General features: G+C 61.7%; 21 protein-coding genes and 2 tRNA genes. 22 read left to right on the forward strand and 1 reads right to left on the reverse strand.

The window, feature by feature from the left end:
* The first annotated feature begins 56 nt into the window (after nt 1–56).
* The 4 genes from nhaA (at nt 57) to NFR19_RS00880 (ending at nt 4942) form a co-directional block, all read left to right on the forward strand.
* A complete protein-coding gene (gene nhaA, locus NFR19_RS00865) occupies nt 57–1586 on the forward strand; it encodes a Na+/H+ antiporter NhaA (protein WP_251211891.1) in 1530 nt (509 codons plus the stop codon).
* Nucleotides 1587–1675: 89 nt separating this feature from the next.
* Nucleotides 1676–3916, forward strand: coding sequence for a heavy metal translocating P-type ATPase (locus tag NFR19_RS00870; protein WP_251211892.1), 2241 nt, complete (start codon nt 1676–1678; stop codon nt 3914–3916).
* Nucleotides 3917–3989: 73 nt separating this feature from the next.
* Nucleotides 3990–4790 (forward strand): SDR family NAD(P)-dependent oxidoreductase, encoded by an 801-nt coding sequence (locus tag NFR19_RS00875; protein ID WP_251211893.1) that lies wholly within the window; start codon nt 3990–3992, stop codon nt 4788–4790.
* Between the two features lie 76 nt (nt 4791–4866).
* A tRNA-Glu gene (locus tag NFR19_RS00880) sits at nt 4867–4942 on the forward strand.
* Between the two features lie 56 nt (nt 4943–4998).
* Here the strand turns inward: NFR19_RS00880 and rlmD are convergent.
* Nucleotides 4999–6336: a 23S rRNA (uracil(1939)-C(5))-methyltransferase RlmD gene (rlmD, locus tag NFR19_RS00885; RefSeq protein ID WP_251211894.1), complete on the reverse strand. Its 1338-nt coding sequence runs from the start codon at nt 6334–6336 to the stop codon at nt 4999–5001.
* A gap of 71 nt (nt 6337–6407) precedes the next feature.
* On the opposite strand from rlmD, the gene NFR19_RS00890 reads away from it, so the two are divergent.
* From NFR19_RS00890 to murD, 18 genes are all read left to right on the forward strand, one after another.
* Nucleotides 6408–6483, forward strand: a tRNA-Arg gene (locus NFR19_RS00890).
* A 161-nt stretch (nt 6484–6644) separates the two neighbouring features.
* Nucleotides 6645–7070, forward strand: a complete 426-nt coding sequence (locus NFR19_RS00895; protein WP_251211895.1) for a GtrA family protein — start codon at nt 6645–6647, stop codon at nt 7068–7070.
* A gap of 99 nt (nt 7071–7169) precedes the next feature.
* Complete coding sequence (locus tag NFR19_RS00900) at nt 7170–7691, forward strand: peptidylprolyl isomerase (RefSeq protein WP_251211896.1); 522 nt, start codon at nt 7170–7172, stop codon at nt 7689–7691.
* A gap of 23 nt (nt 7692–7714) precedes the next feature.
* Nucleotides 7715–9058 carry a tetratricopeptide repeat protein gene (locus NFR19_RS00905; RefSeq protein WP_251211897.1) on the forward strand — a complete coding sequence of 448 codons (1344 nt, stop codon included), beginning with the start codon at nt 7715–7717 and terminating at the stop codon, nt 9056–9058.
* Nucleotides 9059–9103: 45 nt separating this feature from the next.
* Complete coding sequence (ndk, locus tag NFR19_RS00910; RefSeq protein WP_251211898.1) at nt 9104–9508, forward strand: nucleoside-diphosphate kinase; 405 nt, start codon at nt 9104–9106, stop codon at nt 9506–9508.
* 12 nt (nt 9509–9520) lie between these two features.
* Entirely contained in the window at nt 9521–10567 is a 1047-nt protein-coding gene (locus tag NFR19_RS00915) for a 4Fe-4S dicluster domain-containing protein (RefSeq protein ID WP_251211899.1), read from the forward strand.
* On the forward strand, nt 10557–11459 hold the full coding sequence (locus NFR19_RS00920; protein WP_251211900.1) for an FAD/NAD(P)-binding protein: 903 nt from the start codon (nt 10557–10559) through the stop codon (nt 11457–11459). Before NFR19_RS00915 ends, NFR19_RS00920 begins: the two co-directional genes overlap by 11 nt.
* A gap of 1 nt (nt 11460) precedes the next feature.
* A complete protein-coding gene (locus NFR19_RS00925; protein ID WP_251211901.1) occupies nt 11461–11610 on the forward strand; it encodes a hypothetical protein in 150 nt (49 codons plus the stop codon).
* 3 nt (nt 11611–11613) lie between these two features.
* Nucleotides 11614–12378, forward strand: a complete 765-nt coding sequence (locus NFR19_RS00930; protein ID WP_251211902.1) for an NADH-quinone oxidoreductase subunit B family protein — start codon at nt 11614–11616, stop codon at nt 12376–12378.
* Nucleotides 12375–13664 carry a Ni/Fe hydrogenase subunit alpha gene (locus NFR19_RS00935; RefSeq protein WP_251211903.1) on the forward strand — a complete coding sequence of 430 codons (1290 nt, stop codon included), beginning with the start codon at nt 12375–12377 and terminating at the stop codon, nt 13662–13664. The genes NFR19_RS00930 and NFR19_RS00935 overlap by 4 nt, the downstream gene beginning before the upstream one ends.
* Nucleotides 13665–14029: 365 nt before the next feature.
* Complete coding sequence (locus NFR19_RS00940) at nt 14030–14593, forward strand: division/cell wall cluster transcriptional repressor MraZ (RefSeq protein WP_251211904.1); 564 nt, start codon at nt 14030–14032, stop codon at nt 14591–14593.
* 35 nt (nt 14594–14628) lie between these two features.
* Nucleotides 14629–15585: a 16S rRNA (cytosine(1402)-N(4))-methyltransferase RsmH gene (rsmH, locus tag NFR19_RS00945; RefSeq protein ID WP_251211905.1), complete on the forward strand. Its 957-nt coding sequence runs from the start codon at nt 14629–14631 to the stop codon at nt 15583–15585.
* 27 nt (nt 15586–15612) lie between these two features.
* Nucleotides 15613–16083: a cell division protein FtsL gene (locus NFR19_RS00950; protein WP_251211906.1), complete on the forward strand. Its 471-nt coding sequence runs from the start codon at nt 15613–15615 to the stop codon at nt 16081–16083.
* A gap of 3 nt (nt 16084–16086) precedes the next feature.
* Nucleotides 16087–18048 (forward strand): peptidoglycan D,D-transpeptidase FtsI family protein, encoded by a 1962-nt coding sequence (locus NFR19_RS00955; protein WP_251211907.1) that lies wholly within the window; start codon nt 16087–16089, stop codon nt 18046–18048.
* 6 nt (nt 18049–18054) lie between these two features.
* Nucleotides 18055–19542, forward strand: a complete 1488-nt coding sequence (locus NFR19_RS00960; protein WP_251211908.1) for a UDP-N-acetylmuramoyl-L-alanyl-D-glutamate--2,6-diaminopimelate ligase — start codon at nt 18055–18057, stop codon at nt 19540–19542.
* A 1-nt stretch (nt 19543) separates the two neighbouring features.
* Nucleotides 19544–21061, forward strand: a complete 1518-nt coding sequence (locus tag NFR19_RS00965; RefSeq protein WP_251211909.1) for a UDP-N-acetylmuramoyl-tripeptide--D-alanyl-D-alanine ligase — start codon at nt 19544–19546, stop codon at nt 21059–21061.
* Complete coding sequence (mraY, locus tag NFR19_RS00970; RefSeq protein WP_251211910.1) at nt 21062–22108, forward strand: phospho-N-acetylmuramoyl-pentapeptide-transferase; 1047 nt, start codon at nt 21062–21064, stop codon at nt 22106–22108.
* Nucleotides 22108–23616, forward strand: a complete 1509-nt coding sequence (gene murD / locus NFR19_RS00975; RefSeq protein ID WP_251211932.1) for a UDP-N-acetylmuramoyl-L-alanine--D-glutamate ligase — start codon at nt 22108–22110, stop codon at nt 23614–23616. The genes mraY and murD overlap by 1 nt, the downstream gene beginning before the upstream one ends.

Consider the following 23616-nt stretch of genomic DNA (forward strand, 5'->3'; position numbering starts at 1 on the left):
CTATAATCCACATGAGACATCGCGCTGCGTAGGCGGCAAGGCAAAAGAGGCGCATCATGGCAGACGAACATGGGAAGAGTGCAGAGGCAGATACCGATACGAGCGCGCCAAACGCGCAGACGGCCGAGGGCGCGCAGCAGCAAGCGTTAGCGCACGGCGATCAGCAGGGAGCGCGCGATGCTGCGCAACTGGTGCAGCCGACCGCTGACGACCCTGACCCGCACGGCATCTACATCGACGAGGTGCAGGGGCACAATCGCCGGTATCGCAAGTTGCTCAACTTCACGCATTCGGCCACGCGAGCAGCAGGTGTCATGCTCGTGGCAGCCATCGTGGCGCTGATCATTGCAAACACAGGGCTGTACGAGGGGTTCTATGATTTTTGGCACCACAACTACGTGAATGTGGAAGTGGGGCCGGTTGCGGGCGGCATGTCGTTCGCGCACATCATCAATGACATCCTCATGGCATTGTTCTTCCTGCTGGTTGGGCTAGAGATCAAATACGAGATGACCGTGGGCGAGCTCACCAATATCCGCCAGGCGGCGCTGCCCATCATGGGCGCGGTGGGCGGCGTGGCCGCTCCTATCATCATCTATCTGCTGCTGAACTCTGGCGATGCGGCCACGCGCAGCGGATGGGGCGTGCCGACCGCCACCGATATCGCGTTCGCGCTGGGCATTCTGGCGCTTTTGGGAAGCCGCGTACCCAGCGGGCTGCGCGTGTTCTTGTCAACGCTCGCGGTGGCTGATGACATCATCGCCATTTTGGTCATCGCTATCTTTTACGGGAATGCGCCCAGCTTGGGCTGGCTCATGGCGGCTGCGGTGGTGTACGTGGGGCTGATCATCATGAACCGCGCACACGTGTTCTCGCTGGTGCCGTACATGCTGGTGGGGTGCGTGCTGTGGTGGTGCGTGTTCATGTCGGGCGTACACTCCACCATCGCGGGCGTGCTCTTGGCGTTCGTGATCCCTTCGGGCAGCCGGGTGAACATGAAGACGTTTCTGGAGTGGTCGAACGATCGCGTGCATCTGGCCAACGTGTTCCACGATGAGAACACGCCCATCGTCGCTCAGAAGAAGTACCTGAAGACGGTGAACAGTCTCTCGAACGTGTCGCGTGACGTGTTGCCCCCGGTCACGCGCCTTGAGCACGGACTGCATCCGTGGGTGTATTTCGCGGTGCTGCCGTTGTTCGCGCTCACCAACGCCGATGTTGCGCTGCCGGGAGGCGATCTGCTGTCGGTGCTGACGTCGGATGTGTTCACGGGCGTCTTCTTCGGGTTGGTCGTTGGCAAACCGCTCGGCATCATGGCGTTGAGCTTCCTGTGCGTGAAGCTGCGCATCGCGAAGCTGCCCGATCAGGTGAATTGGATGCATATGCTGGGCGCGTCCATTCTAGGCGGTGTTGGCTTCACCATGGCCATCTTCGTGGCGAACCTGGCTTATGCGGATGCGGCGCTGATCGCTGAGGCGAAGCTGGCTATTCTGCTGGCATCGTTGGTAGCGGGAGTCATTGGCTTTCTGTTCCTGCTTCTTCAGGCAACCAAGACCGCGCGGCGGGAACGTCAGCATCACGACTGATGTGACGCTTGCAAAAGCGCGTTGGTTCGTCTATCTTCTTTCAGGAGAAAACATATGAATATATGAGCATACGTTGAAGGGAATTGCTCATGAGCCAACACGCAATGGTCAGACTGGCCATAGATGGTATGCATTGCGCCAATTGCGCTGCCAACATCGAAAAGCATTTCCGCGCCACACCAGGCGTGATCGATGTGGCGGTGAACTTGGCCAACAACACAGGCCAGGTCACCTTCGATGCAGATGAGGCAAGCGTCGATGACATGCTGCACGTCTTCGACGACCTATCGTTCACGGCAGAGGTCATCCCCGATGACGCGCCGCTCGTCGATGAGCAGCGCCGTGCGAAGGAGGCCGACCGAGCGCGGCATGATCGGCGCGTGTTCGCCTGCGCGGCGGCGCTCACCGTGCTCATAGTGGCCCTTGGCATGGTGCCGGGGTGGCACATGGGGATAGGGGCGGCCCTTGCTGGGTGCTTCGTGGCTGGCCCCACGCACGTGCAGGCCATGTTCTGCGGTAGCTTGGTGCTGCTGGCGCTGACGATACCGGTGCAGTTCGGGTGCGGCGCCCGTTTCTACAAAGGCGCGTTCCAAAGCCTGCGCAGCGGGTCTGCCAACATGGATGTGCTCGTGGCGCTGGGCACCTCTATCGCGTTCATCTTTTCGCTCTACATCACGTTCGTGCCGGTCATCACGGGAAACTGGAGCGGGCATGAGGCCATGCAGATCAACGAGGGCATGCCGTACTACGAAACATGCGCCATGCTGATCACCTTCGTCCTCCTGGGTAAGATGCTGGAAACGCGCGCCAAAGGCTCGACCAACCAAGCCATTGAAGCGTTGATGAACCTGACGCCGCCCGTGGCGGTAGTGGTGCGCGGCGGTGTGCAACAAGAGGTTCCGGTGTCGCAGGTTGCGGTGGGCGATGTGGTGCTCGTGCGGCCGGGGGATGCGGTGGCGGTCGATGGCGTGGTCGTGGAAGGGTCTACCGAGGTTGATGAGAGCATGCTGACCGGAGAACCGCTGCCAGTCGTGAAGGCAGTCGGCGATGAAGTGGTCGGCGGTACGGTGAACTGCACCGGCTCGGTCACGGTGCGGGCGCGTCGCGTGGGCGCTGATACGACGCTGGCGCGAATCGTGCGCGCGGTGGAGGACGCGCAGGGGAGCAAAGCGCCCGTGCAGCGTCTGGCCGACCGCATCGCTGCAGTGTTCGTACCCGCTATCCTCGGGATCGCTGTCGTGGTGTTCCTCATCTGGTTCTTCGCGGTACCCGCATCCGATGATGCTGCGCGGTGGCAACAAGCGCTCCTACCGGCCGTTGCGGTCATCGTGGTGGCGTGCCCGTGCGCGCTGGGGCTGGCTACGCCCACGGCGCTCATGGTGGGCATGGGACGCGGCGCGCAGGTGGGTCTGCTCATCAAGGATGGTCAGGTGCTCGAGCAGCTATGCGGTCTTGCGGCGGCGGTGTTCGACAAGACCGGTACGCTCACGCGCGGCATGCCGGCGGTCACCGCGTGCGATGTTTCCGATGAGGCGCTTGCGCTGGCTGCGGCCGCTGAGTTGAAGAGCGAGCATCCTCTCGCACGGGCTGTGTGTGCGTATGCCGAGCAGCGAGGCGTGGCGTTCCACAACTACGAGGTGCACCAGTTCCAAAGCATCGTGGGTGAGGGGGTGCGCGCTGTTGTTGAGGGGCATGAGGTGTTCGTGGGGAGCCGCGTGACGATAGATGGGCGCGATGTGGGTGGATTCACCTTCGCTGACGAGCCCAAACCTGATGCGGCGGAAGCCATCGCTCAGCTGCGCGGAGCCGATGTGTCGTGCTATCTGGTTACCGGTGATGCGCAAGCGTCCGCGGTTGCGGTGGCGCGCGAGGTGGGCATTCCCGTCGAGCATGTGTGCGCGGGCGTGCGGCCCGAGGGCAAGGCACGCCAGGTGGAGCGGGTGCGCGAGACGGTGCGCCAAGCGCGCGCTGATGCCGGGAAGCGGGCAAGCGATGTGACCGCATTCGTGGGTGATGGCATCAACGATGCGCCTGCGCTTGCCGCTGCGGATATCGGCGTGGTCATGGCGAGCGGTACCGATGTTGCCATCGACGCGGGCCAGGTGGTGCTGATGCGCAACAAGCTGACTGACCTGTTCGTAGCGCTGCGCCTCTCGAAGCGCACCATGCGCAAGATCAAGCAGAATCTGTTCTGGGCGCTCATCTACAACTGCATCATGATCCCGCTGGCCGCTGTGGGCATTCTGGCGCCAGCGCTCGCAGGTGCCGCCATGGCGTTCTCGAGCGTGTCGGTGGTGTGCAATTCGCTGCTGCTCAAACGCTTCAAATAGGCGCATCGCGCGTGCGTCATCTGCGCTCTGCTATATTGAGACGCAGGAAACCTCTACAGAGAAAGGCGACGCGATGGGTGCATTTGAAGGCAAGACGGTCATCATCACCGGCGGCGGATTTGCGGCGTTGAAGGACGGATCGGCCGGGTCGATCGGTTACGGCATCGCGACGGCGTTCGCAAAGGAAGGCGCGAACCTCGTGGTGACCGGCCGCAACATGCAGAAGCTCGAGGCGGCTCAGGAGAAGCTGGAGGCTGCATACGGCGTGCGCGTGCTGCCCATGGCGGCCGATGTGCAGGCAGGCGCGGACAATCAGGCCGTCGTGCAGAAGGTCGTGGATGCAGCGATCGGCGAATTCGGACGCATCGATGCGCTGGTGAACAACGCGCAGGCATCTGCGTCAGGCGTGAGCATCGCCGATCACACCACCGATCAGTTCGATCTGGCCATCTATTCGGGTCTGTACGCGACCTTCTACTATATGCAGGCATGCTATCCGCACTTGAAGGAGACGAAGGGATCCGTCGTCAACTTCGCGAGCGGTGCCGGGCTGTTCGGCAACGTGGGCCAGGTGGCATACGCAGCGGCGAAAGAGGGCATCCGCGGCATGAGCCGAGTAGCTGCCAACGAATGGGGCAAGGACGGCATCAACGTGAACGTGGTGTGCCCGCTGGCATGGACGGCGGCTCTCGAGCGCTTCCAAGACGAATACCCCGATGCGTTCGTGGCCAATGTGCACATGCCTCCCATGGGCCATTACGGAGATGTGGAGCACGAGATCGGCCGCGTGGTGGTGCAGCTGTGCGGGCCTGATTTCAAGTACATGAGCGGCGAGACCGTAACACTGGAAGGTGGTATGGGGCTGCGGCCATAGGCGCCATGGCGGCTTGCGCTTGCAGCGCAGAGACGGCTTTGGCATAATAGACGGGCTGCACGCGCAGTACGCATATGGCCCCGTCGTCTAGCGGTTAGGACGCCGCCCTTTCAAGGCGGAGGTCGCCGGTTCAAATCCGGTCGGGGCTACCAGAGATTCGCAGGTCAGAGGGTATTTTCTCTCTGACCTGTTCTCATTTCCCGGTGCTTTAGGTGCAAAAACGGTGCGACCGGGCCTCGGCGGCTTCGGTGGCGAAGATGCCTACCGTTTCTTGGTGATAGGTTTGCGGGAAGAGGTCAACGGGCGTCGCTTCGACCAAACGGTATTCTCTTGCAGCAAGACGAGCGACATCGCGCGCGAAGGTTTGCGGGTCGCAACTGACGTAGGCGATGCGCATGGGGTGCGCCTCGGCAATGGCACCGATCACGCTCTTATCCAAGCCAGCCCGCGGCGGATCTACCACGACGGCATCAAGGCGGCCAAGGGCAGGCAGCACGCGCGCAACGTCATCGCCGATAACGTCGATATCGCAACCGTTGAACTCCGCATTGCGCCGCAGATCGCGCACCGACGAGCCTTCCAGCTCCACGGCCACCACTTCAGCTCCAGTTTGGAACAGGGGCAGACTGAACGTGCCTACGCCGCAGTACAGGTCGGCTACCAGATCGCCCTCGTCTAATGCTAGGCCGTCCAGCACCAGGCGCACGAGCTTCTCGGCTTGGGCGGTGTTCACCTGGAAGAACGAAGGTGCAGAGACCGAGAAGCTGATATCCGCCAAGTCCTCTTTCCAAAATCCCTGACCTTCCAGCGCTTCTATCTTCTTCACGCGGCGCGCCTTGCCCGGCTCGGCGATGATTCGCACGATCGAAGTGGCCCACACCGCATCGCACAAGGTCTTCGCCACGGCGGTGCGCGGAAACGCGGAAGGCGGAGTCCACAGCGCCACCTCCACGCTCTTAGTGCGTACGCTGCCGCGCACGCCGACTCGGTAGATGCCCAGATCGTCTGCCCCTTGCAGGTAGCGCAGCGCGCCGGTGAGCGCTTTAGGGGCGCGCTCGATCAGGCGGTTGGCAAGCGGCGCCTTCTGGAGCGCTACCGTCTGGTGCGATCCTGCTTCATGCATGCCTAAGGCGAATCGGCCCGTCTCGTCGCGAAACGCCGCCAGTTCTATCTTGTTGCGATACCCCCATTCCCGCTTGCTGGGGATGCAGTTGGCCACCAGCGTTTCCGCATCGGCGCGCGCAACGCTCCCGGTGCGCACCAGTGCCTCCACCAGGTTCTGCCGCTTCGCTGCGAGCTGGGCGGGGTAGGCAAGGTGGGCCCAAGGGGCGCCCGGTGTGCTTTCGTGCGCCAACGCGCGATGTTCTGACTCCTCCTGCACGCGCACGAGATCAGCGATGGCGAACGAGGGTTTGTCCTGCACCACGTGCACCTCGCACACCTCACCCGGCGCTGCGCCTTCCACGAACACGGTCTTGCCGCTCGCGAGCCGCCCGACCGCCGCGGCACCATATCCCATGCGCTCTATCTTGATGGTTTCGTTCATAGGGTCATGATACCGCGGTCTTTCAAGGATTGTGTCGAATGGCGTATAATCAACGACGCACAACACAATGTGCCCTTGTAGCTCAGTGGATAGAGCACTTGCCTCCGGAGCAAGGTGTCGCAGGTTCGACTCCTGTCAAGGGCACCATTTCATTCATGATGCGTTCCAAGCCCTGCGCGTCGCGCATCTCAGCACGCTCGAATCGGCTTCTCGCACCTATGGCGGTTCCCTATCACCTCCGCTTCATATGCCTACGACGTTTCGCGGAAACAGCCTTATAATCCAAGGGACCGATACGGAAGGGACGTATGAAAAAGCTGCTCAAGCAATTCGCGAAGTTCGGCGTGGTGGGCGTTATCGCGTTCATCATCGACTACGGGCTCATGGTGCTTCTGACCGAGGCGTTCGGCGTGAACTATCTGATCAGCGCAACGATATCGTTCACGGTGTCGGTGATCTTCAACTACTTGGCCTCGATGCGCTACGTATTCACCCACAAAGACGGCATGAGCCGCCGACGCGAGTTCGTCATCTTCGTGGTGCTCTCGGTCATCGGGCTTGGCCTCAACGACCTGCTCATGTGGATAGCAACGGGACTTGTCGGGATCAGCTACCTCATCAGCAAGATATTCGCCACGGCGGTGGTCATGGTGTACAACTTCGTCACGCGCAAGGTGTTTTTGGATGCAGGTGACGAACCGCTGGCCGAGCAGATCGGCGAGAGCGTGGAATAATCGTCGCGCGCAGTCCGTGGATTCATGCTGAAGAGCGGGCCTCTCGTCGATACTGTGGTAGAATTCTCAACATCTATGACCAAGTGAAAGCGAGTGAGCATGGCTCTGTATACTCCGGAATATAAGCCCACCGGCAACGAGATCGCCATCATCGATACCAACAAGGGCACCATCCAAGTGAAGCTCAACGGCATAGATGCCCCCATTCATGTCGGCAATTTCGTGGAGCTGGCGAACAAGGGTTTCTACGATGGCGTGAAGTTCCATCGCTACGTGCCTGGCTTCGTTATCCAGGGCGGCGACCCGCAGACCAAGGATGCCACCTCCGCTGACGTGATCGCGGGCAAAGGTCCTTTCGGTACGGGTGGTCCGGGCTACAGCATCCATGAGGAATACACCACCAACCCTCACAACGAGCACCTCGACGGTGCGCTGGCCATGGCTCGCAGCGCCAATCCGAATTCCGCTGGTAGCCAGTTCTACTTCTGCTTGGGCCCGCAACCGTTCCTCGACCCTGACTACACGGTGTTCGGTCAGACGCTCTCTGGCAAAGACGTCATCCAGGAGCTGCGCGTGGGCGATGTGATCGAGGGCATCCGCATTGAGGATCAGGCTGAGTAAGCCGTCGGTTCCAGGGATCATCTGTGAACGATAACCTCTTCCACCAAGCCAGCCTGCTCTACGACTCAGGCGATCACCGCGGTGCGCTGCGCAAGTACACCGCGTGTCTGAAGGACACCAGCGTGCCCTTCCAGTTGGGCGAGCTGGGTCTGATCTATCACCACATTGGCAACTGCTTGGTGAAGCTGAAGAATCCGGCCGAGGCCATCAAGGCATATGCGCAAGCAGCGAGCGACCCGTCGTATGGTGAGCTGGGCGCGCTCAACAACAATATCGGCATGGCGTACGCCTCGCTGCGCGACTACGAGAACGCGGTGGCGCATTTTGAAGAGGCGGTAGCCGATCCGAACTACGAAAGCCCGTACAAAGCGTATATGGGCATGGGCAACGCCCAGCTCAAGCTGGGCCGCAGCGCTGAGGCGGGCATCGCGTTTCGTGAAGCCGCGCTCGATGAGGGCAACCCCGATCCGGCGAAAGCGTTGTTGAACCTGGGCGTGTGCTTCATGTCGCTCAATCGTCCGCAAGATGCCATCGCGTCCTATCAAAGCGCGATGGATTTCGATATGTCGCAAGATACCCGCAACCGCTTGAACGCCAGCATGGGGCAGGCGTATGCGGCGGCGGGCATGCCCGCTGAGGCGGTGGAGGCCTTCAATCGCGCCACCAGCGATGCGGCTTATGCGCTCTCCGATTCGGCAGCAGTGGACTACCAGCGCTGCGTGGCGGAGCTCTCCCGCAGCGGCGTGGATATGAGCGATGCCGATATGTCAGGGCTCGATGTGAGCGTGGAGGGCCACTATTTCGACGATGGTCCGGCCGACCCGTTCTTCTACGATGAAGGATACGAGGATGAGGTCGCCAGCATGCCCGGGTTCATCGGCGCCTACGACAACGAGGACGAAGACCGTTTCTTCAACGCTACCGAGGCAGAGCTCGAGCAATGGTCGCGCGGGCTTGCCAAGCAGGACCGCAAGCGGCGCAACGTAGGTTTGAAGGTGCTGGTGTTCTTCATCATCGTGCTGGTGCTGGCACTGGGTGCGGGCGTGTTCGCCTTCACGCAAGGCTACGGGTTCCCCACGCAGGAAACGGTGACGCGGGAGCTCTTCGCCGACCCGGAGGCTGCCGAGCAGAACCTGTTCTCGCAGTCGCTCTCGTCATCGAGCATCTCGTCTATCCTCTCGCCGGTGGTGACCGACGCCGACGTGCAGATCGACGGCATCAACCGCACCATGACCGACTCCACCGTGTTCGCAACGGCCAAAACCGACAAGGGCGGCCAGATCACCTACAAGATTGAGATGGTGCGCGACTTGATCGGCTGGAAGATATCGGGCATCGAGCTGTACTTCCCGAGCCAAAACGCATAGGTATCCAGTGGCGCTGTGGCGCCGCAGTCGATAAAAGGAGTGAAGATGGCAGACCAGAAGACCTATACCATGATCAAGCCTGACGGCGTGCGCAATGGCCACATCGGCGAGATCGTGAACCGTTTCGAGCGCGCGGGTTTGAAGATCGAGCGCATGGAGATGGGCATGGTTACCCCCGAGCAGGCCAAAGCGAACTACGCTGAGCATGAGGGCAAACCGTTCTACGAGGGCCTGATCAGCTACATCACGAGCGGCCCGGTGGTGAAGATGGTGGTCTCTGGGCCGGGCGCGGTGGCGAAGTGCCGCAGCCTGATGGGCGCCACTAACCCTGAAGAAGCGGCCCCGGGCACCATCCGTGGTGATTTCGGTCTTATCATGGACGAGAACGTGATCCACGGCAGCGATTCTGTGGAATCCGCCGAGCGTGAGATTGGCATCTTCTTCGGCTAGGATTGGAGCTCTATGCTCTATAGGGTTATTGACGCGCATGAATTGCCGGGCCTGGTGCAGGCATTCATGCGCGACTACGAGGTGATCGCCCCGGTGCGCAGCGGTAAGAGCTTCGCATTCGAGGCGGTCAGCTCATTCGATGACATCGTGCTGGATTATCCCACCACGCTGACATCGCTCAAGAAGTACTATCTTCCCCCGCGCGAAACGCTGTTCGAGTACGATATGGCCGATGGCGTGACCGACTATCGCATGGAAGTGCGCCCGCGCGTGCTGTTCGGCGCGCATGCCTGCGACATCAACGCTATCAACGCGCTGAACTTGGTTTTCGAGGATCCGCGCTATCCCGACCCCTATTATGAGGCTCATAAAAAGGCGACCATGATCGTGGGGATCAGCTGTATGCCTGGCGACTCGTGCTTCTGCCACCTGTTGGATGCAGGCGAGGTACGCAGCGGCTACGATCTGTTCCTGGCTGATATCGGGGGCCGCTACTTGGTGTCCATCGGTAGCGTTGAGGGGGCCGATATCTTAGAGGCGGCATGCGATCCGCGTGAGGCTACCGATGAGGATCGCCGCGCATTCCGCGATTACACGCGCCGCCGTCAGCGTGCCTTCAATGAGGAAATACCCAGCGTACAAGAGATACCCATGCTGATGGATGCCTTCCACTCCGACGATTTCTGGGAAGAGTTGGGCAGCCGCTGTCTGAACTGCACGGCATGTAGCAGCGTGTGCCCCACGTGCTATTGCTTCGATATTCGCGACGTACTCGATCCGTCGGGCGAGACGGGCAGACGCGAGCGCGTGTGGGATGCGTGCACCTCGCCTCAATTCGCGCTGGTCACGGGTGGCCACAACTTCCGCCCGGGCACCCGCGAGCGCGTGCGACACCGGATGTATCACAAGCTCAATGGTTTCAACGCGAAACACGGGCGCTACCTCTGCGTGGGGTGCGGTCGGTGCGTGAAGGCGTGCAAGGCGGACATCTCGCCCATCGAGGTGCTGAAGTTCTTCGAGCAGAAGGGGATCGAGGACGGTGATCGCGATGCCGACTAGCACGCAGGTGGCGGTAGGGCCCTTGGCGCATGCGGGCAGCGTGATGGACGGCGCCCAGCTGATGGCCGCTAATCCCTATCGGCCGTGGGAGGCGCGCATCACTTCCATCACGCCGCTGACGGAAAACGAGAAGCTCTTCGAGTTTCGTTTGATCGACGAGCGCATCAGGGATGCGTTTCATCATGAGCCGGGCCAATTCGTGGAGGTGTCCATCTTCGGGGTGGGCGAGGCGCCCATCTCCATTTCGAGCTCACCCTCGAAGAGCGGTTTCATCGAGCTGTGCGTGCGCCGCATGGGCGAGTTCACCACGCGCCTGCACGAGATGCAGTGCGGCGACATCGTGGGCTTGCGCGGGCCGTATGGGCGGCCGTTCCCGTTCGATGACATGCGCGGCCACGATGTGCTGCTGGTGGCAGGAGGCCTCGGCATCGCGCCGTTGCGCTCGCTGATCAACAACATCCACGACGAGCGCAGCGACTTTGGCAACGTCACCATCATCTACGGATCGAAGAATCCCCGCGAGGTGATGTTCCGCGAGCAGTTCGAGATGTGGCGCCACCGCAAGGACTTCGACCTATACCTGACGGTGGACCATCCTGACGACACGTGGGACGGGGAAGTGGGTCTGGTCACCGCGCCGTTCGCGCACTTGGACGTTGATCCCCGCAATACGTTCGGGGCCATCTGTGGGCCGCCGGTGATGTATCGGTTCGTGGTGGAGGAAATGCGCAAGAAGGGCATTCCGTACGATCGTATCTACATGAGCTTCGAGCGGCATATGAAGTGCGGTATGGGCAAATGTGGCCACTGCCAGGTGGGACATCAGTATTGCTGCATCGATGGGCCGGTGTTCAACTATTGGGAAGCCAAGAACATCCAAGGAAGCATGTGATATGGGCAGCTTCCACAGCACGCATATTCGCCGACTGCAACGCCTGCATTCGCCGCTCAAAGCGTTTCTTTTTGGCGGCACGAAGGCCGCTCAGGCGCGCTTTCATGGCAACTGCGAGCATTGCGAACGCCGCTACACCGTTGAGGTTTGAGAAATGGACGAGCAAAAGAACATACCGCGCGTGGTGCTGGTCGGCTTGGCCAGTTGCTTCGGGTGTCAGATCAACATCACGAACGTGGAGGCGCATCTCATGGAGGTGCTGGGGCAGGTCGACATGCGCTACTGGCAGCTGACATCGAGCGAGCCCATGCCGGATGCGTTCGACGTGGCGGTGGTGGAGGGTGCGGTGACCACCGAGGACGCTGCTGAGACGCTGCGGCGCGTGCGCGAGAAGGCTCGCGCGGTGATCACCATCGGGGCATGCGCGGCTACTGCAGGCATCCCGGGCATGGCGGCAGCGGCCTACGAGGGGCGTGCCGCACAGGTGTACGGCAGTGCGGTGCCCGCCATCATCGACGATATCGCCTGTCGCCCACGCCCGGTATCCGATGTCATCGCGGTTGACTACGAAGTGCCGTGTTGTCCGATCGACCCCTACGATTTCGTGCGCGTGCTGCAAAAGGCGCTGTACGGAGCCAACCCCTACGAGCGCACGTCCACGCTGTGCGGCGAATGCAAGCGCAATGAGCGCGGATGCTTCTACGGACGCGGCATCATGTGCCTTGGATTGGTGACGCGTCAAGGATGCGGCGCACGCTGTCCCGATCTGGGGCGTCCCTGCAACGGATGCGGGGGCGTCTCCGTTGATGCCAATGTGGAGGGAGCGCGCCGTGTTGCGCAGCGCAGCGGGATCGATCCTGCGCGTTTCGATAAGGCGCTTGAGATGTTCAATCAGGTGCCGCGGGAGGTGCAGCGATGACGAAGACCCGTATCCAGGTCGATCATGTGGCGCGCATCGAAGGTCATGGCGATATTCACTTGGAAATATCCGACGGCCAGGTGCAGCGCTGCGAGTTCTCAGTGACCGAGGCAGCGCGCTTGTTCGAGAGCATGGTGCGCGGGCGGCCCTTCGATGAGGTGCCCTACATCGCATCGCGCGTGTGCGGCATCTGTTCGGCAAGCCATACCGTAACCGACCTTCTTGCCATCGAGCGCATCTTCGGCGTGCAGGTGAGCGAACGCACGCGTGCCCTGCGGCAGTTGCTCGTGTACGGCAGTTTCCTTCAGAACCACAGCACGCACCTGTTCGTCTTCGCGGCACCGGATTTTCTGGGGCACAAGAGCGTGTTCCCGCTGGCAAAGGGCGACCCGGAGCTCTTCGAGCGCGCCTTAGGCCTCAAGGCGCTCGGCAATGAGCTCTGCACGATGGTGGGAGGCCGCTCCATCCATCCTATTACGGCGGTGGTCGGCGGTTTCACCCACGAGATGACGTCTGCGGAGTATCTGCGCATGGCGGACAAGCTCGAGGGGATGGTCGATTTCGCGCTCGCCGCGGTCGATCTGTTCAACGGCTTCGAGGTGCCGGGCTTCGAGACGCAGGGAGACCTGCTGGCCATGGTGGCGCCTGACGGCTATCCCGTCATCGGATCGGATACTGCTGCGTTTGTGCGCTCGGGCGTGAGGTTTTCTGCGCAGGATATCGGGGAGTTCGTCGAGGAATATCCGGTGGACCACTCGGCTGCGTTCTTAGCGGTGGAAAAGGAAGGGCAGCGTCCCTATTTCGCATCGGCGCTCGCACGGGTGAATGCATCGTGGGATCAGCTGACCGAGCCAGCCCGCTTCGCTGCGGCGAAGGCCGGATTGCGCCCGCCTGAATTCAATCCCTTCGCCAACAATGTCGCGCAAGCGGTGGAGTTGGTGGATGCGCTCACGCGCTGTGCGGCCACCTGTCGTGCGCTCGCTGGTGATGACTTCGAGGGGACGAGCGAGCCGGTGAGCTTCGAGGTGTGCGCGGGCGTGGGCGTGGGCTTCACGGAAGCGCCGCGCGGAGCGCTGTTCCATCGCCTGGAACTTGATGCGAATGGTGTGGTGATCGATGCCTCCATCATGACGCCGACCAGCCAGAACATCGCCAACTTGGAAGTTGACATGCGCACCTTGGCCACCTTGCTGGTGGATGAGGGGCGCTCATCTGATGAGATCCAGCTTGAGATAGAGAAGCTGGTGCGCGCCTATGACCCCTGCCTTTCCTGTTCGGTCCATTAAGTTGCGTTCGTACCGTTCGTTCCCTGTTCGGTCTCTGAGACTGCGTTCGTACCGTTCATTCCTGTTCTGCCCAGTAAGGTGCGTCCGCAACCTTGAATATAAGGCATTTCCGTAACGACCCTTTCAGGGTTTCCCATACATCGTGCTTCAGTATGAAACGCCCGTTCGATGCTTTTATCGAACGGGCTTTCGTTTTGTGTGCCCGGTGGGGCATTGGCTCCATAAAATGGCTCAAAAGTGCAGCTTTGTGTTGCAAAGTGGGGCAAAGTGTCATAGGATAGTCGGCACGGAAAGGCCTTGTGGAGTTTTGAAACGCAGCACCACTACTCTCAAAACACCACACAAACGCAGCAAGGGAACGTCACGTGGCAAAAGCCGTCACAGAAGAGAAACTCGCCGATCGATCCCTCCCGGTCGACTTATTTGGTGAGTTCCGCTTCAAAGTTGACGCCAAGGGCCGCATGGCGCTTCCCTCGAAATTCCGCAAGGTTCTTCCCAAAGACCTCATCGTGACCCGCGAAATAGAGGACGAGTGCCTCTACGTGTTCACCCCTGAAACATTCAATGATTGGGTGGAGCGCCTCTTCGAGGATCGCTTCGGGGGCTACGACGCTTCAAAGCGTGCGCATGTCATGATGCGCAGCAAGCTGAAGAGCCGCGCCGATGAGGTGGAGACCGACGCTTCCGGTCGGATCATGTTGAAGCCGGAGCTGCGCATGGCAACCAATGTGATGCGCGACGTGGTGGTCGTTGGCAACACCGGGTACTTCGAGATCTGGGATGCCGAGACCTACGACAATGTGATGGCCGATATCGATCTGAGCGATTTCTACGGCGATGGCGACGAAGCCGCTCCGCGCAAGAAGACCTCGGATGACTGGAAGGAATCGGCGAAGGCGAACGACCTCGACCTGAGGGTCTCGCGATAGAAGCGCACGAAGGTGCCAGCGGGCCCTCTAGCACTATGACAAGCGAATATCGGCATATTCCGGTCCTATCAACCGAATGCTTGGATGTACTGGCCATCGAAGAGGGCACCGTGCATCTGGATGCGACGCTGGGCTTCGCGGGTCATGCTGTTTTGGCGGCACGGCAGCTGGGAAGTTCGGGCCTGTTGCTCGGCATCGACCAAGATGCGGTCGCGCGCGAGGAAGCAACGGAGCGGCTGTATGGCCTTCCCGAAGCTTCGCGCCCCGCCATCAAGGTGCTCGCGGGCAACTTCGGTGATATGGACGAGCTGTTATTGAGCGTTCCCGTTCCTGGCATCCATACGGTGCTGTTCGACCTGGGCGTCTCATCGGTGCAGCTGGACACGCCATCACGCGGCTTCTCCTACAAGGAGGGAGCCCCGCTCGATATGCGTATGGATCCGGGTACACAAACCCTTACCGCACAAGAGGTCATCAATACCTATAACGCAGCCGACCTCGCCCGGATCATTCGCACTAACTCGGACGAGCGGTGGGCAAGCCGCATCGCTGATTTCATAGTACGCCAACGCGAAGAAGGCCCCATTACCACCAGCGACCAGTTGGTTGAGGTCATCAAAGCCGCTATCCCTGCGGCTGGCCGCCGCAGCGGCGGGCATCCCGCCAAACGAACCTTCCAAGCGCTCCGCATTCATGTGAACAGCGAACTGGACGTGCTCCGTCAGGGCCTTGATGCAGCCATCCGCTGGCTGGAACCTGGCGGCCGCATCGCTGTCATCAGCTACCACAGTCTTGAGGACCGGATCGTGAAGGAGACGTTCGCCTCTTTCACGGATCGCTGTACGTGCCCGCCGGATCTGCCGGTGTGCGCGTGCGGGCGCGAGCCGATACTCGAATTGGGAACTCGGAAGCCCATCGTGCCCACGGCGGCAGAGGTGGAGCGCAACCCGCGGGCTCGAAGCGCCAAGCTGCGCTGGGCCTTTAAGCGGTAGCAGAGAACGGATGTGAGGAAGACCAGCGTGAGCGCGTATACGGAATATAACTTCGGTACCACGGCGCGCCGCTACGAGCAGCAGCAAGAGCCGTTGTTCCAGGTGGTGCCCGGTGGCGCGCGCGAGCCGGAGGTGCAAAGCGTCTCCAGTACGGTGGCGAAGGCCGTCAAGATCCTGGCCGTGGTGGTCATCGTGTTCGCAGTGCTGGGTGCGGTGCGCATCACGCTTGGCTCGGCCACGATCGCCGCGGCGCTCGAATACCGCGATATCTCGGGAGCCATCAAGGATGCTCGCATCGAGGGCAGCACCCTTGAAGTGGAGAAGAGCACCCTTTCCAACCCTGGCCGCATCAAGGCCGAGGCTGCCAATATTGGCATGGCCACCCCCGCAACGACCGCCTTCATTGATCTGTCAGGCGATATCGTGGTGACCGATGAAGCGGGCAACCTGCTGCTGTCGGGAAGCGCCGCCGCTGCCGCTGAGGCCGAACAAGGGTAGCACGTGGCTGACGATCGCAGACGCACATCATCCCACGATCAGAGCGCCCGTCGGGGCAGTCATCCGTTGGAGGGGCCGCAGGGTCGCAGCTTGAAGAATGGCTTGAGCATGTTCGCGGGGGGAGCCGGGCGAGGCTCTGCGCCAGGCAGCCAGGCTCCCGAGGGCAAGCGTGCCCGCACCCGCTTCACGGAGAGCAGCGTGGCGCGCAGCATTCGCAGCCGCCTTGCCGAAGAGGAGATCATCACCGAGGGCGCGCTGCGCTCGACGCATTACGTGTTCATCTTCTTCGCCATCGTTGCGGCGGTGTTCTTCCTGCGCTTGGTGTTCTTGCAGGTGATCATGGCGGGTGAGTACAGCGCGCAGGCCGAAGAGAGCCGCACCATCAACTTCAATATCTCGGCGCGCCGCGGCACCATCTACGACCGCAACGGCGAAGTGCTGGCAATGAGCGTGGATGCCACCACCATCTACTGCAATCCAGCTGAGGTGGAAAACGCCGGTTGGGTGGCGCAACAGCTCCAAGAGGTGCTGTTCCCCGATGCGCCCGCGCGCACCTACGACGAGGATGGCAACGAGGAAGAGACCGATAAGAAGACACGCGAAGAATACGTGCAGGACTATCGCGACTTGCTGACCACGCCTTCGACCACGTTCGTGTATTTGAAGCGCCAGGCCGACCAAGAGAAGGCGGCGCGCTTGAAGGAAATGAACCTGCCGGGCGTGTACTACATTGCCGACACGCGCCGGGAATACCCGCATGGCGCCATCGGCGGGCAGGTGATCGGCGTGTGCGATGTGGATGGCAACGGCATCACGGGCCTCGAGCTGCAATACGACGAGATCCTGCGCGGCACGCCTGGTACGTATTCGGGCGAGCGCGGTGTCACGGGCACGCCCATTCCTGGCGGCGTGCATGAAGATACCGCTGCGGTTGACGGTGAAGACATCATGGTGTCGCTGGATATCCGCATGCAGGAGACGGTGGAGGCCTCGCTCAAGAATCAAGTCGAGCGCTATGAGGGCGAGCACGGCTCGTCCATCGTGATGGATGGCGACACGGGCGAGATATACGCAGCGGCGAGCTTTCCCTACCTCGATCCCACCGATCTGGTGAACTCGCGCGTTGGCTCGGACAATCTGACCGCCGTCACCTCCACGTACGAGCCGGGTTCCATCTTCAAGAGCGTCTCGGCGCTGTCGGTGTTGGATGCCGGTGCCATGCAGCCCGACGACGCGCTGTACGCACCAGCTGAACTGCAGGCTGATCAGTACGTGATCACCGATGCTCATGATCGTCTGGGCGAGTACTACACCTTCCGCGACATCATGGACAAATCGTCCAACATCGGTATTTCGCTGGCCACCGAAAAGGCGGGCTTCAAGCATTTTTACGACACCATCATGCGCTGCAAGATACTGGAGCCCACCGGCGTTGATTACCCGGGCGAGCCTGCGAGCAGCATGCCGGGCTTCGACGAATGGGCGAAGGTGACCGGCTATAACATCAGCTTCGGGCAGGGGCTGACGGTCACGCCCCTCCAGATGGTGCGCTTCTATGCGCTTCTGGCCAACGACGGCACGCTGGTGACGCCGCACTTCTTGCTGATGAAGCCCCAGACGAGCGAATGGATCGACTACAGCACCGAGAAAGTCTTCGACAACCAGGCCGCCATCGACCAGCTCAACGACATGCTGCGCGGTGTGGTGACCAGCGGCACGGGCAAGAACGCGAACATCGACGGCTACTGCGTGGTGGGCAAAACTTCCACGGCCCAGATCGCCGAGAACGGTGGCTACGCGGAGAGTCGATGGAACTTGGCGTTCACCGGCTTCATTGACAACTCGAGCAGCAACCTCGTGTGCTTCACCGGCGTGAACGACGTGGTCTATGAGGGCAACGTGTCGGAGGGCTTTCGCGATATAATGGTCAATGCGATCGAGCAATACAACATCGTTCCGAATTGAGGCGGCATGACTGAGAAGACGGCGCTTCAGCTTTTCGAACGCGTGCCCTGCACGGTGCTGGGCGATGAACGGGCAACGGTGAGCGGGCTGGCTTACAACAGCGCTACCGTCGAGCCGGGGGATGCGTTCTTCTGCATCGTGGGCATGAACGTGGACGGCCATACCTTCGCTCAGGACGCTATTGACCGCGGAGCTTCCGTGGTGGTGGCCGAGCGCAAGATGTACCTGGCGGATGCCACCGAGGTGTGCGAAGTGGTGGTGGCCGACAGTCGCCGCGCCATGGCGGATGCATCGTGCGCGTTCTACGATTACCCCAGCGATGCCTTCAAGCTGGTGGGCATCACAGGCACCAACGGCAAAACCACGACCACCTATCTGGTGGAGCATATCGCGAAGATGGCTGGGAACACGACCGGCGTCATCGGCACGGTGGGCATTCAGATCGATGGGAAGCGCACGGCGAGCGCGCGCACCACGCCCGAAAGCCCCGACCTTCAGCGCATGTTCGCGCAGATGCGCGATGCGGGCGTGACGTGCGCAGCTATGGAGGTGTCGAGCCACGCGCTCGATCTGGAGCGCACCTGGGGTACCTCGTTCGCGGTCACCGCGTTCACCAATCTGACGCAGGACCATCTTGACTATCACAAGACCTTCGATGCGTACTTCGAGGCGAAGGCGCTGTTGTTCGGTCCTGACTATCCGGCGCGTCGCGTCATCAACGAGGCTGACACCTGGGGCGCTCAGCTGGCGGCGCGCTGCCGCGCAGCTGGGGATGACCTGATCACCTTCGGAGCGGATGGCTCGGATATCACGTGGGAAGACGTGACGTTCGGTGCGGGGAGCACCCGCGCCACCTTCGTGGTGCGCGGAGAGCGGCTACCGGTGGAATATCCGCTGGTGGGCCGCTTCAATGTGGAGAATGCCGCTTGCGCCATCGGTATTGCCATGCAACTGGGCGTGAGCGCATCGGATGCGGTGGCAGCGCTCGCAAGCGCCACGGCAGTGCCTGGGCGCATGCAGTTGGTGGATGGCAGCAGTCCTGAGGGTATTACGGTGCTGGTCGATTATGCGCATACACCCGATGCGCTCGCGAAGGCGATCGATTCGGTGCGCCAGTTGGCGGGGGACGGGCGCACGTTGGTGGTGTTTGGCTGTGGCGGTGACCGCGATGCGGGCAAGCGCCCCATTATGGGCGCCACGGCGCTGGCGGCTGATTTCGCCATCGTGACCAGCGATAACCCGCGCAGTGAAGACCCGCACGCCATTATCGCCGATATCGTGGGTGGCATGGATGCGGGCGCGGACCGCTACAGCGTGGAACCTGACCGAGCACGCGCCATACAGCTGGCGGTGGATGCAGCAAGCCCAGGAGATGTGGTGCTCTTGGCGGGCAAGGGACACGAGGACTACCAGACCATCGGGCGCGAGAACATTCATTTCGACGATCGCGAAGTGGCGGCCCGGGCGCTTCAAGTGAGGGCGGCGCGGGGCTAGCATGAGGTTGAACGTAAAACAGATCCTCCAGTATACGGGCGGCGAGTACCTCATCGAGCCCATCGATGCGAGCATGCTTCTCTGCGGCATCACCTGGGATTCGCGCGATGTGCAGCCGGGGTGGCTCTACGTTGCGCTGCCAGGCGAGCGAGTGGATGGTCATCAGTTCGTGGAGGCGGCTCTGCGCGCGGGTGCGGGGGCCGCGCTGGTCACCGAATGCCCCGACGCGAAAGCATGCGTGCTCGCGCGCGAACTGGGTGCGGGCATCATCTGCGTGCCGAATACCGCCCATGCGCTCAGCGATCTGGCGCGCGAATGGCGGCGTCATTTGAAAGGGCTCGTGGTAGGGCTCACCGGCTCAACGGGCAAGACGACCACGAAGAACCTGACCCGCGATGTCTGCGCGGCAGCGTTCAGCACGGTAGCCACCGCAGCCAATCAGAACAACGAACTGGGCGTACCCAAAACGCTGCTCAACGCCGATCCGGAGACGCAGGTGGTCATCGTGGAGATGGGCATGCGAGGGCTGGGCCAGATCAGGCAGCTGGCCGATGTGGTGCGCCCCGACTGGGGCGTGGTGACGAACTGCGGCGAATCGCATATCGAGCTTTTGGGCAGCAGACAGAACATCGCGCAAGCGAAATCCGAACTGTTCGATGCGCTGCCAGCAGGTGTCGGACGCGCCTTCGTGAACGCCAATGACGAGTTTGCGGCTTATGTGACCGATGCGGGCGGCGTGGTGCGCAACAAGCTGACCTGCGTTGCCTTCGACGGCTATGCCGATGCGCGTGCTGTTGCTGATGAAAAGGGGCTTGCAGCCGGGCCGCGCGTATGGGCCGAGGATGTGCACCTGGATGCAAGCGGGTGCGCGCGCTTCACGCTCTGCGCGAGCGGTTTCGTCGATTCCGATGCCGATCCGCGCCAACCTACGCTCTTCACGCTCGACCCCGATGTAGAGCGTTGCCCGTGCGCGCTGAGCTTGATGGGGTTGCACAATGTGTCGAATGCCTGCGCGGCTGCTGCGGTCGGCCGCTCGCTCGGCATGGCGCTGCCCGCTATTGCCGCTGCTTTGGCTGAGAGCCTGCCTGAGCCGGGCCGCGCTGAAGTGCATCGTGGGCGCGATGGCTTCATGGTCATCGATGATGCGTATAACGCCAACCCCGACAGCATGCGCGCGAGCCTGCGCGCATTCGGGGCGATGGAGGTTTCCGGGCGCCGGATCGCGGTGCTGGGCGATATGGGCGAGTTGGGTGCGTACGCGCAAGAATGCCACACGCGCGTTGGCGAGGCGGTGGCAGGTCAGCCCATCGACCTGTTGATCTGCATTGGGGAGTTGAGCTGTCATATCGCACGCGGTGCGCAAGCGGCGGGCATGCCAGCGGAGCACATCGTAGAGGCGCCCACGCAAGCGGCCGCGTTGGCACAGTTGGAAGAGATGCTGGGCGCCGATGATGCTGTGCTGGTGAAGGCCAGTCATTTCATGGGGCTCGACCGTTTGGTAGAGGGGCTGATAAGCTAGATGTTCGCCGCGTTCAACGCATATCCCACCTTCTTGGTGTTTCTGGGTGCGGTATTCGGCATGGTGCTGACCATGATGCTCATGCCAGCGTTCATCCGCTTCTTGCGTCGCGGCCATATTGGCCAGCAGGTGCGCGACGACGGACCGCAGACGCATCTGGTGAAGCAGGGCACGCCCACCATGGGCGGCGTCATCATGCTGATCGCGGTGGCCATCACCATCTTGCTCGTCGGGCTGCCCGACCTGGAGACGTATCTGCTCTTGATCGCCGTGGTGCTCACTGGTGTCTTAGGTCTGATCGACGATGTGTCGAAGGTGGCTCATGAGCGCAGCTTGGGGCTGACGCCTAAGGCGAAGCTGGTGGGGCAATTCGCCATCGCAGGCATCTTCACCCTGTGTGCGGTGAATCTGCTGGATGTGGAGCCGACGGTCGAGATACCGTTCATCTATACGTTCGATCTGGGCGTGTTGACGACAACGGTGCCCATTGGGGACGGTCTCCTTCGTATCCCGTGGCTCTACCTCATCTTCTGCTTAGTGCTGCTGGTGGGTCTGTGCAATGCGGTGAACCTGACCGATGGCCTTGATGGCTTGGCGGCGGGCACCGTCATGATCGTGATGGTGGTCATGGCGGCCATCGCGTTTCGCGGCAACCTGCTGGAACCGGCCATCTTCGCCGCGGCGCTGGCGGGCACGTGCGTGGGATTCTTGTGGTTCAACAGCCACCCGGCCGATATCTTCATGGGCGACACTGGTTCGCTTGCGCTCGGTATGGCACTGGGGTGTTTGGCGGTGGTCACCAAGACCGAGTTCGTGGTCATCATCATCGGTGGCCTGTTCGTATGCGAGGCGCTCTCGGTCATCATCCAGGTATGGCATTTCAAGCGCACCGGCAAGCGCATCTTCTTGATGGCGCCGCTACATCATCATTTCGAGAAGAAGGGCTGGTCCGAGACGAAGGTGGTTGTGCGGTTCTGGATCATCTCGGGCAGCTTCGCCGTTTGCGGGTTCGTGCTGTACTTCGCGCAATCGCTGGTGGGTGCGTGATGGAGATGCTTCCCGATCGGAAGATGGCGCCTGCGCAGTTAGGCGATGTGCTGGTGCTCGGGCGCGGGGTGAGCGGGCAGGCGGTGCTCGATTACTTGGAGCCTTTGGTGGGCACCCGTGTGCACACGTTGACCTGTGCTGAGGGTGATGCTCCCGGTGAGGGGCATTTCGATCTGTGCATCGCGAGCCCGGGCATCTCGCAGTTCAGCGATATCTATCAGACGGCTGCGCGTATGAGCGACGAACTGATCGGCGAAGTGGAGTTCGCCTGGCGTGAGAGCGCGGCGGATTCCCTCTGGATCGCCATAACCGGTACGAACGGTAAAACCACGACCACTGCCTTGTGCGCGCATGTGATGGAAGCGTGCGGATACGAGGTGCGCTGCGTTGGCAATATCGGGGATGCAGCCATCACGGCGGTCGGGCACGATACGGCAGGAGAGCGTGGGGTGGCGCCTTGTTGTGCAGAGAGCCCGAGCTCGCATGAAATGGCTTCGAAGCATTCTGGTGTGCGCGCAGCGCGCTGCGTGGATGCTGCCTCTCAGGTGCGCACGGTCTACGTGGTGGAGTGCTCGTCGTACCAGCTGGCATCCACGGTTGCGTTCGCGCCGAATGTGGCTGTGGTGCTCAACATCACGCCGGACCATCTGGCATGGCACCGGACGCATCGCAACTATGCCGAGGCCAAGTGGAACATCATGCGGCATCTGGCTGCGTCTGATGGCGTGGCGGTGCTGAATGCCACCGATGATGAGGTGCGCGCTCGGGTGCGCGCGGTGAAGGACGATCCTGACCGCGGATTCGACTACATTCCGCTGGGAACAGCCGAGGGCATCGCGGGGGATATGCGCGCGCGCTGCGGGGCGCGCCATGCCGCATTCTGCGATGCGTCGGGCATGCTGCGCGTGGCTTTCGCTGGTGAGGATGCAGCGCTTTGCGCAGCGACCGACTTGCAGCTTGAGGGTTCGCATAACATTGAGAACGCCCTTGCTGCAGCGGCAGCCGCCGTTGCTGCTGGCGCCGACCGGGCGCAGGTTGCGCAGGCGCTGACCAGCTTCGCTCCCTTGCCGCACCGCATTGAGCCGGTCGGCACCGTGGCAGGCGTGCGCTTCTATAACGATTCAAAGGCGACAAACACCGATGCTACGTGCAAGGCCATCTGCGCGTTCGCGCCCGATAAGCCCATCGTCTTGCTGGGGGGGCGCGATAAGGGAACCGATTTGGAGCCGCTGGTCACGACATGTCGCGCCAATGCGCGCGGGGTGGTGCTCTACGGGGAATCTCTGCCGCGCTTCGCGGAAGCGTTTGCGGCGGTAGAGGATATCAGGGTGCAGCAAGCCGCTACCCTAGCGGAGGCGTTTGAGGTCGCATGCGCGGGCGCCCAGCCGGGCGATATCGTGCTGCTCTCGCCAGCATGCGCCTCCTTTGACGAGTTCAGCTGCTTCGAAGAGCGGGGCGACCGCTTCAAGCAGCTGGTAGCTGACGCTCGGGCGCGCCAAGGGGAATAG

It is taken from the genome of Adlercreutzia murintestinalis (assembly GCF_943192905.1).
Lineage (GTDB): Bacteria > Actinomycetota > Coriobacteriia > Coriobacteriales > Eggerthellaceae > Adlercreutzia_A > Adlercreutzia_A murintestinalis.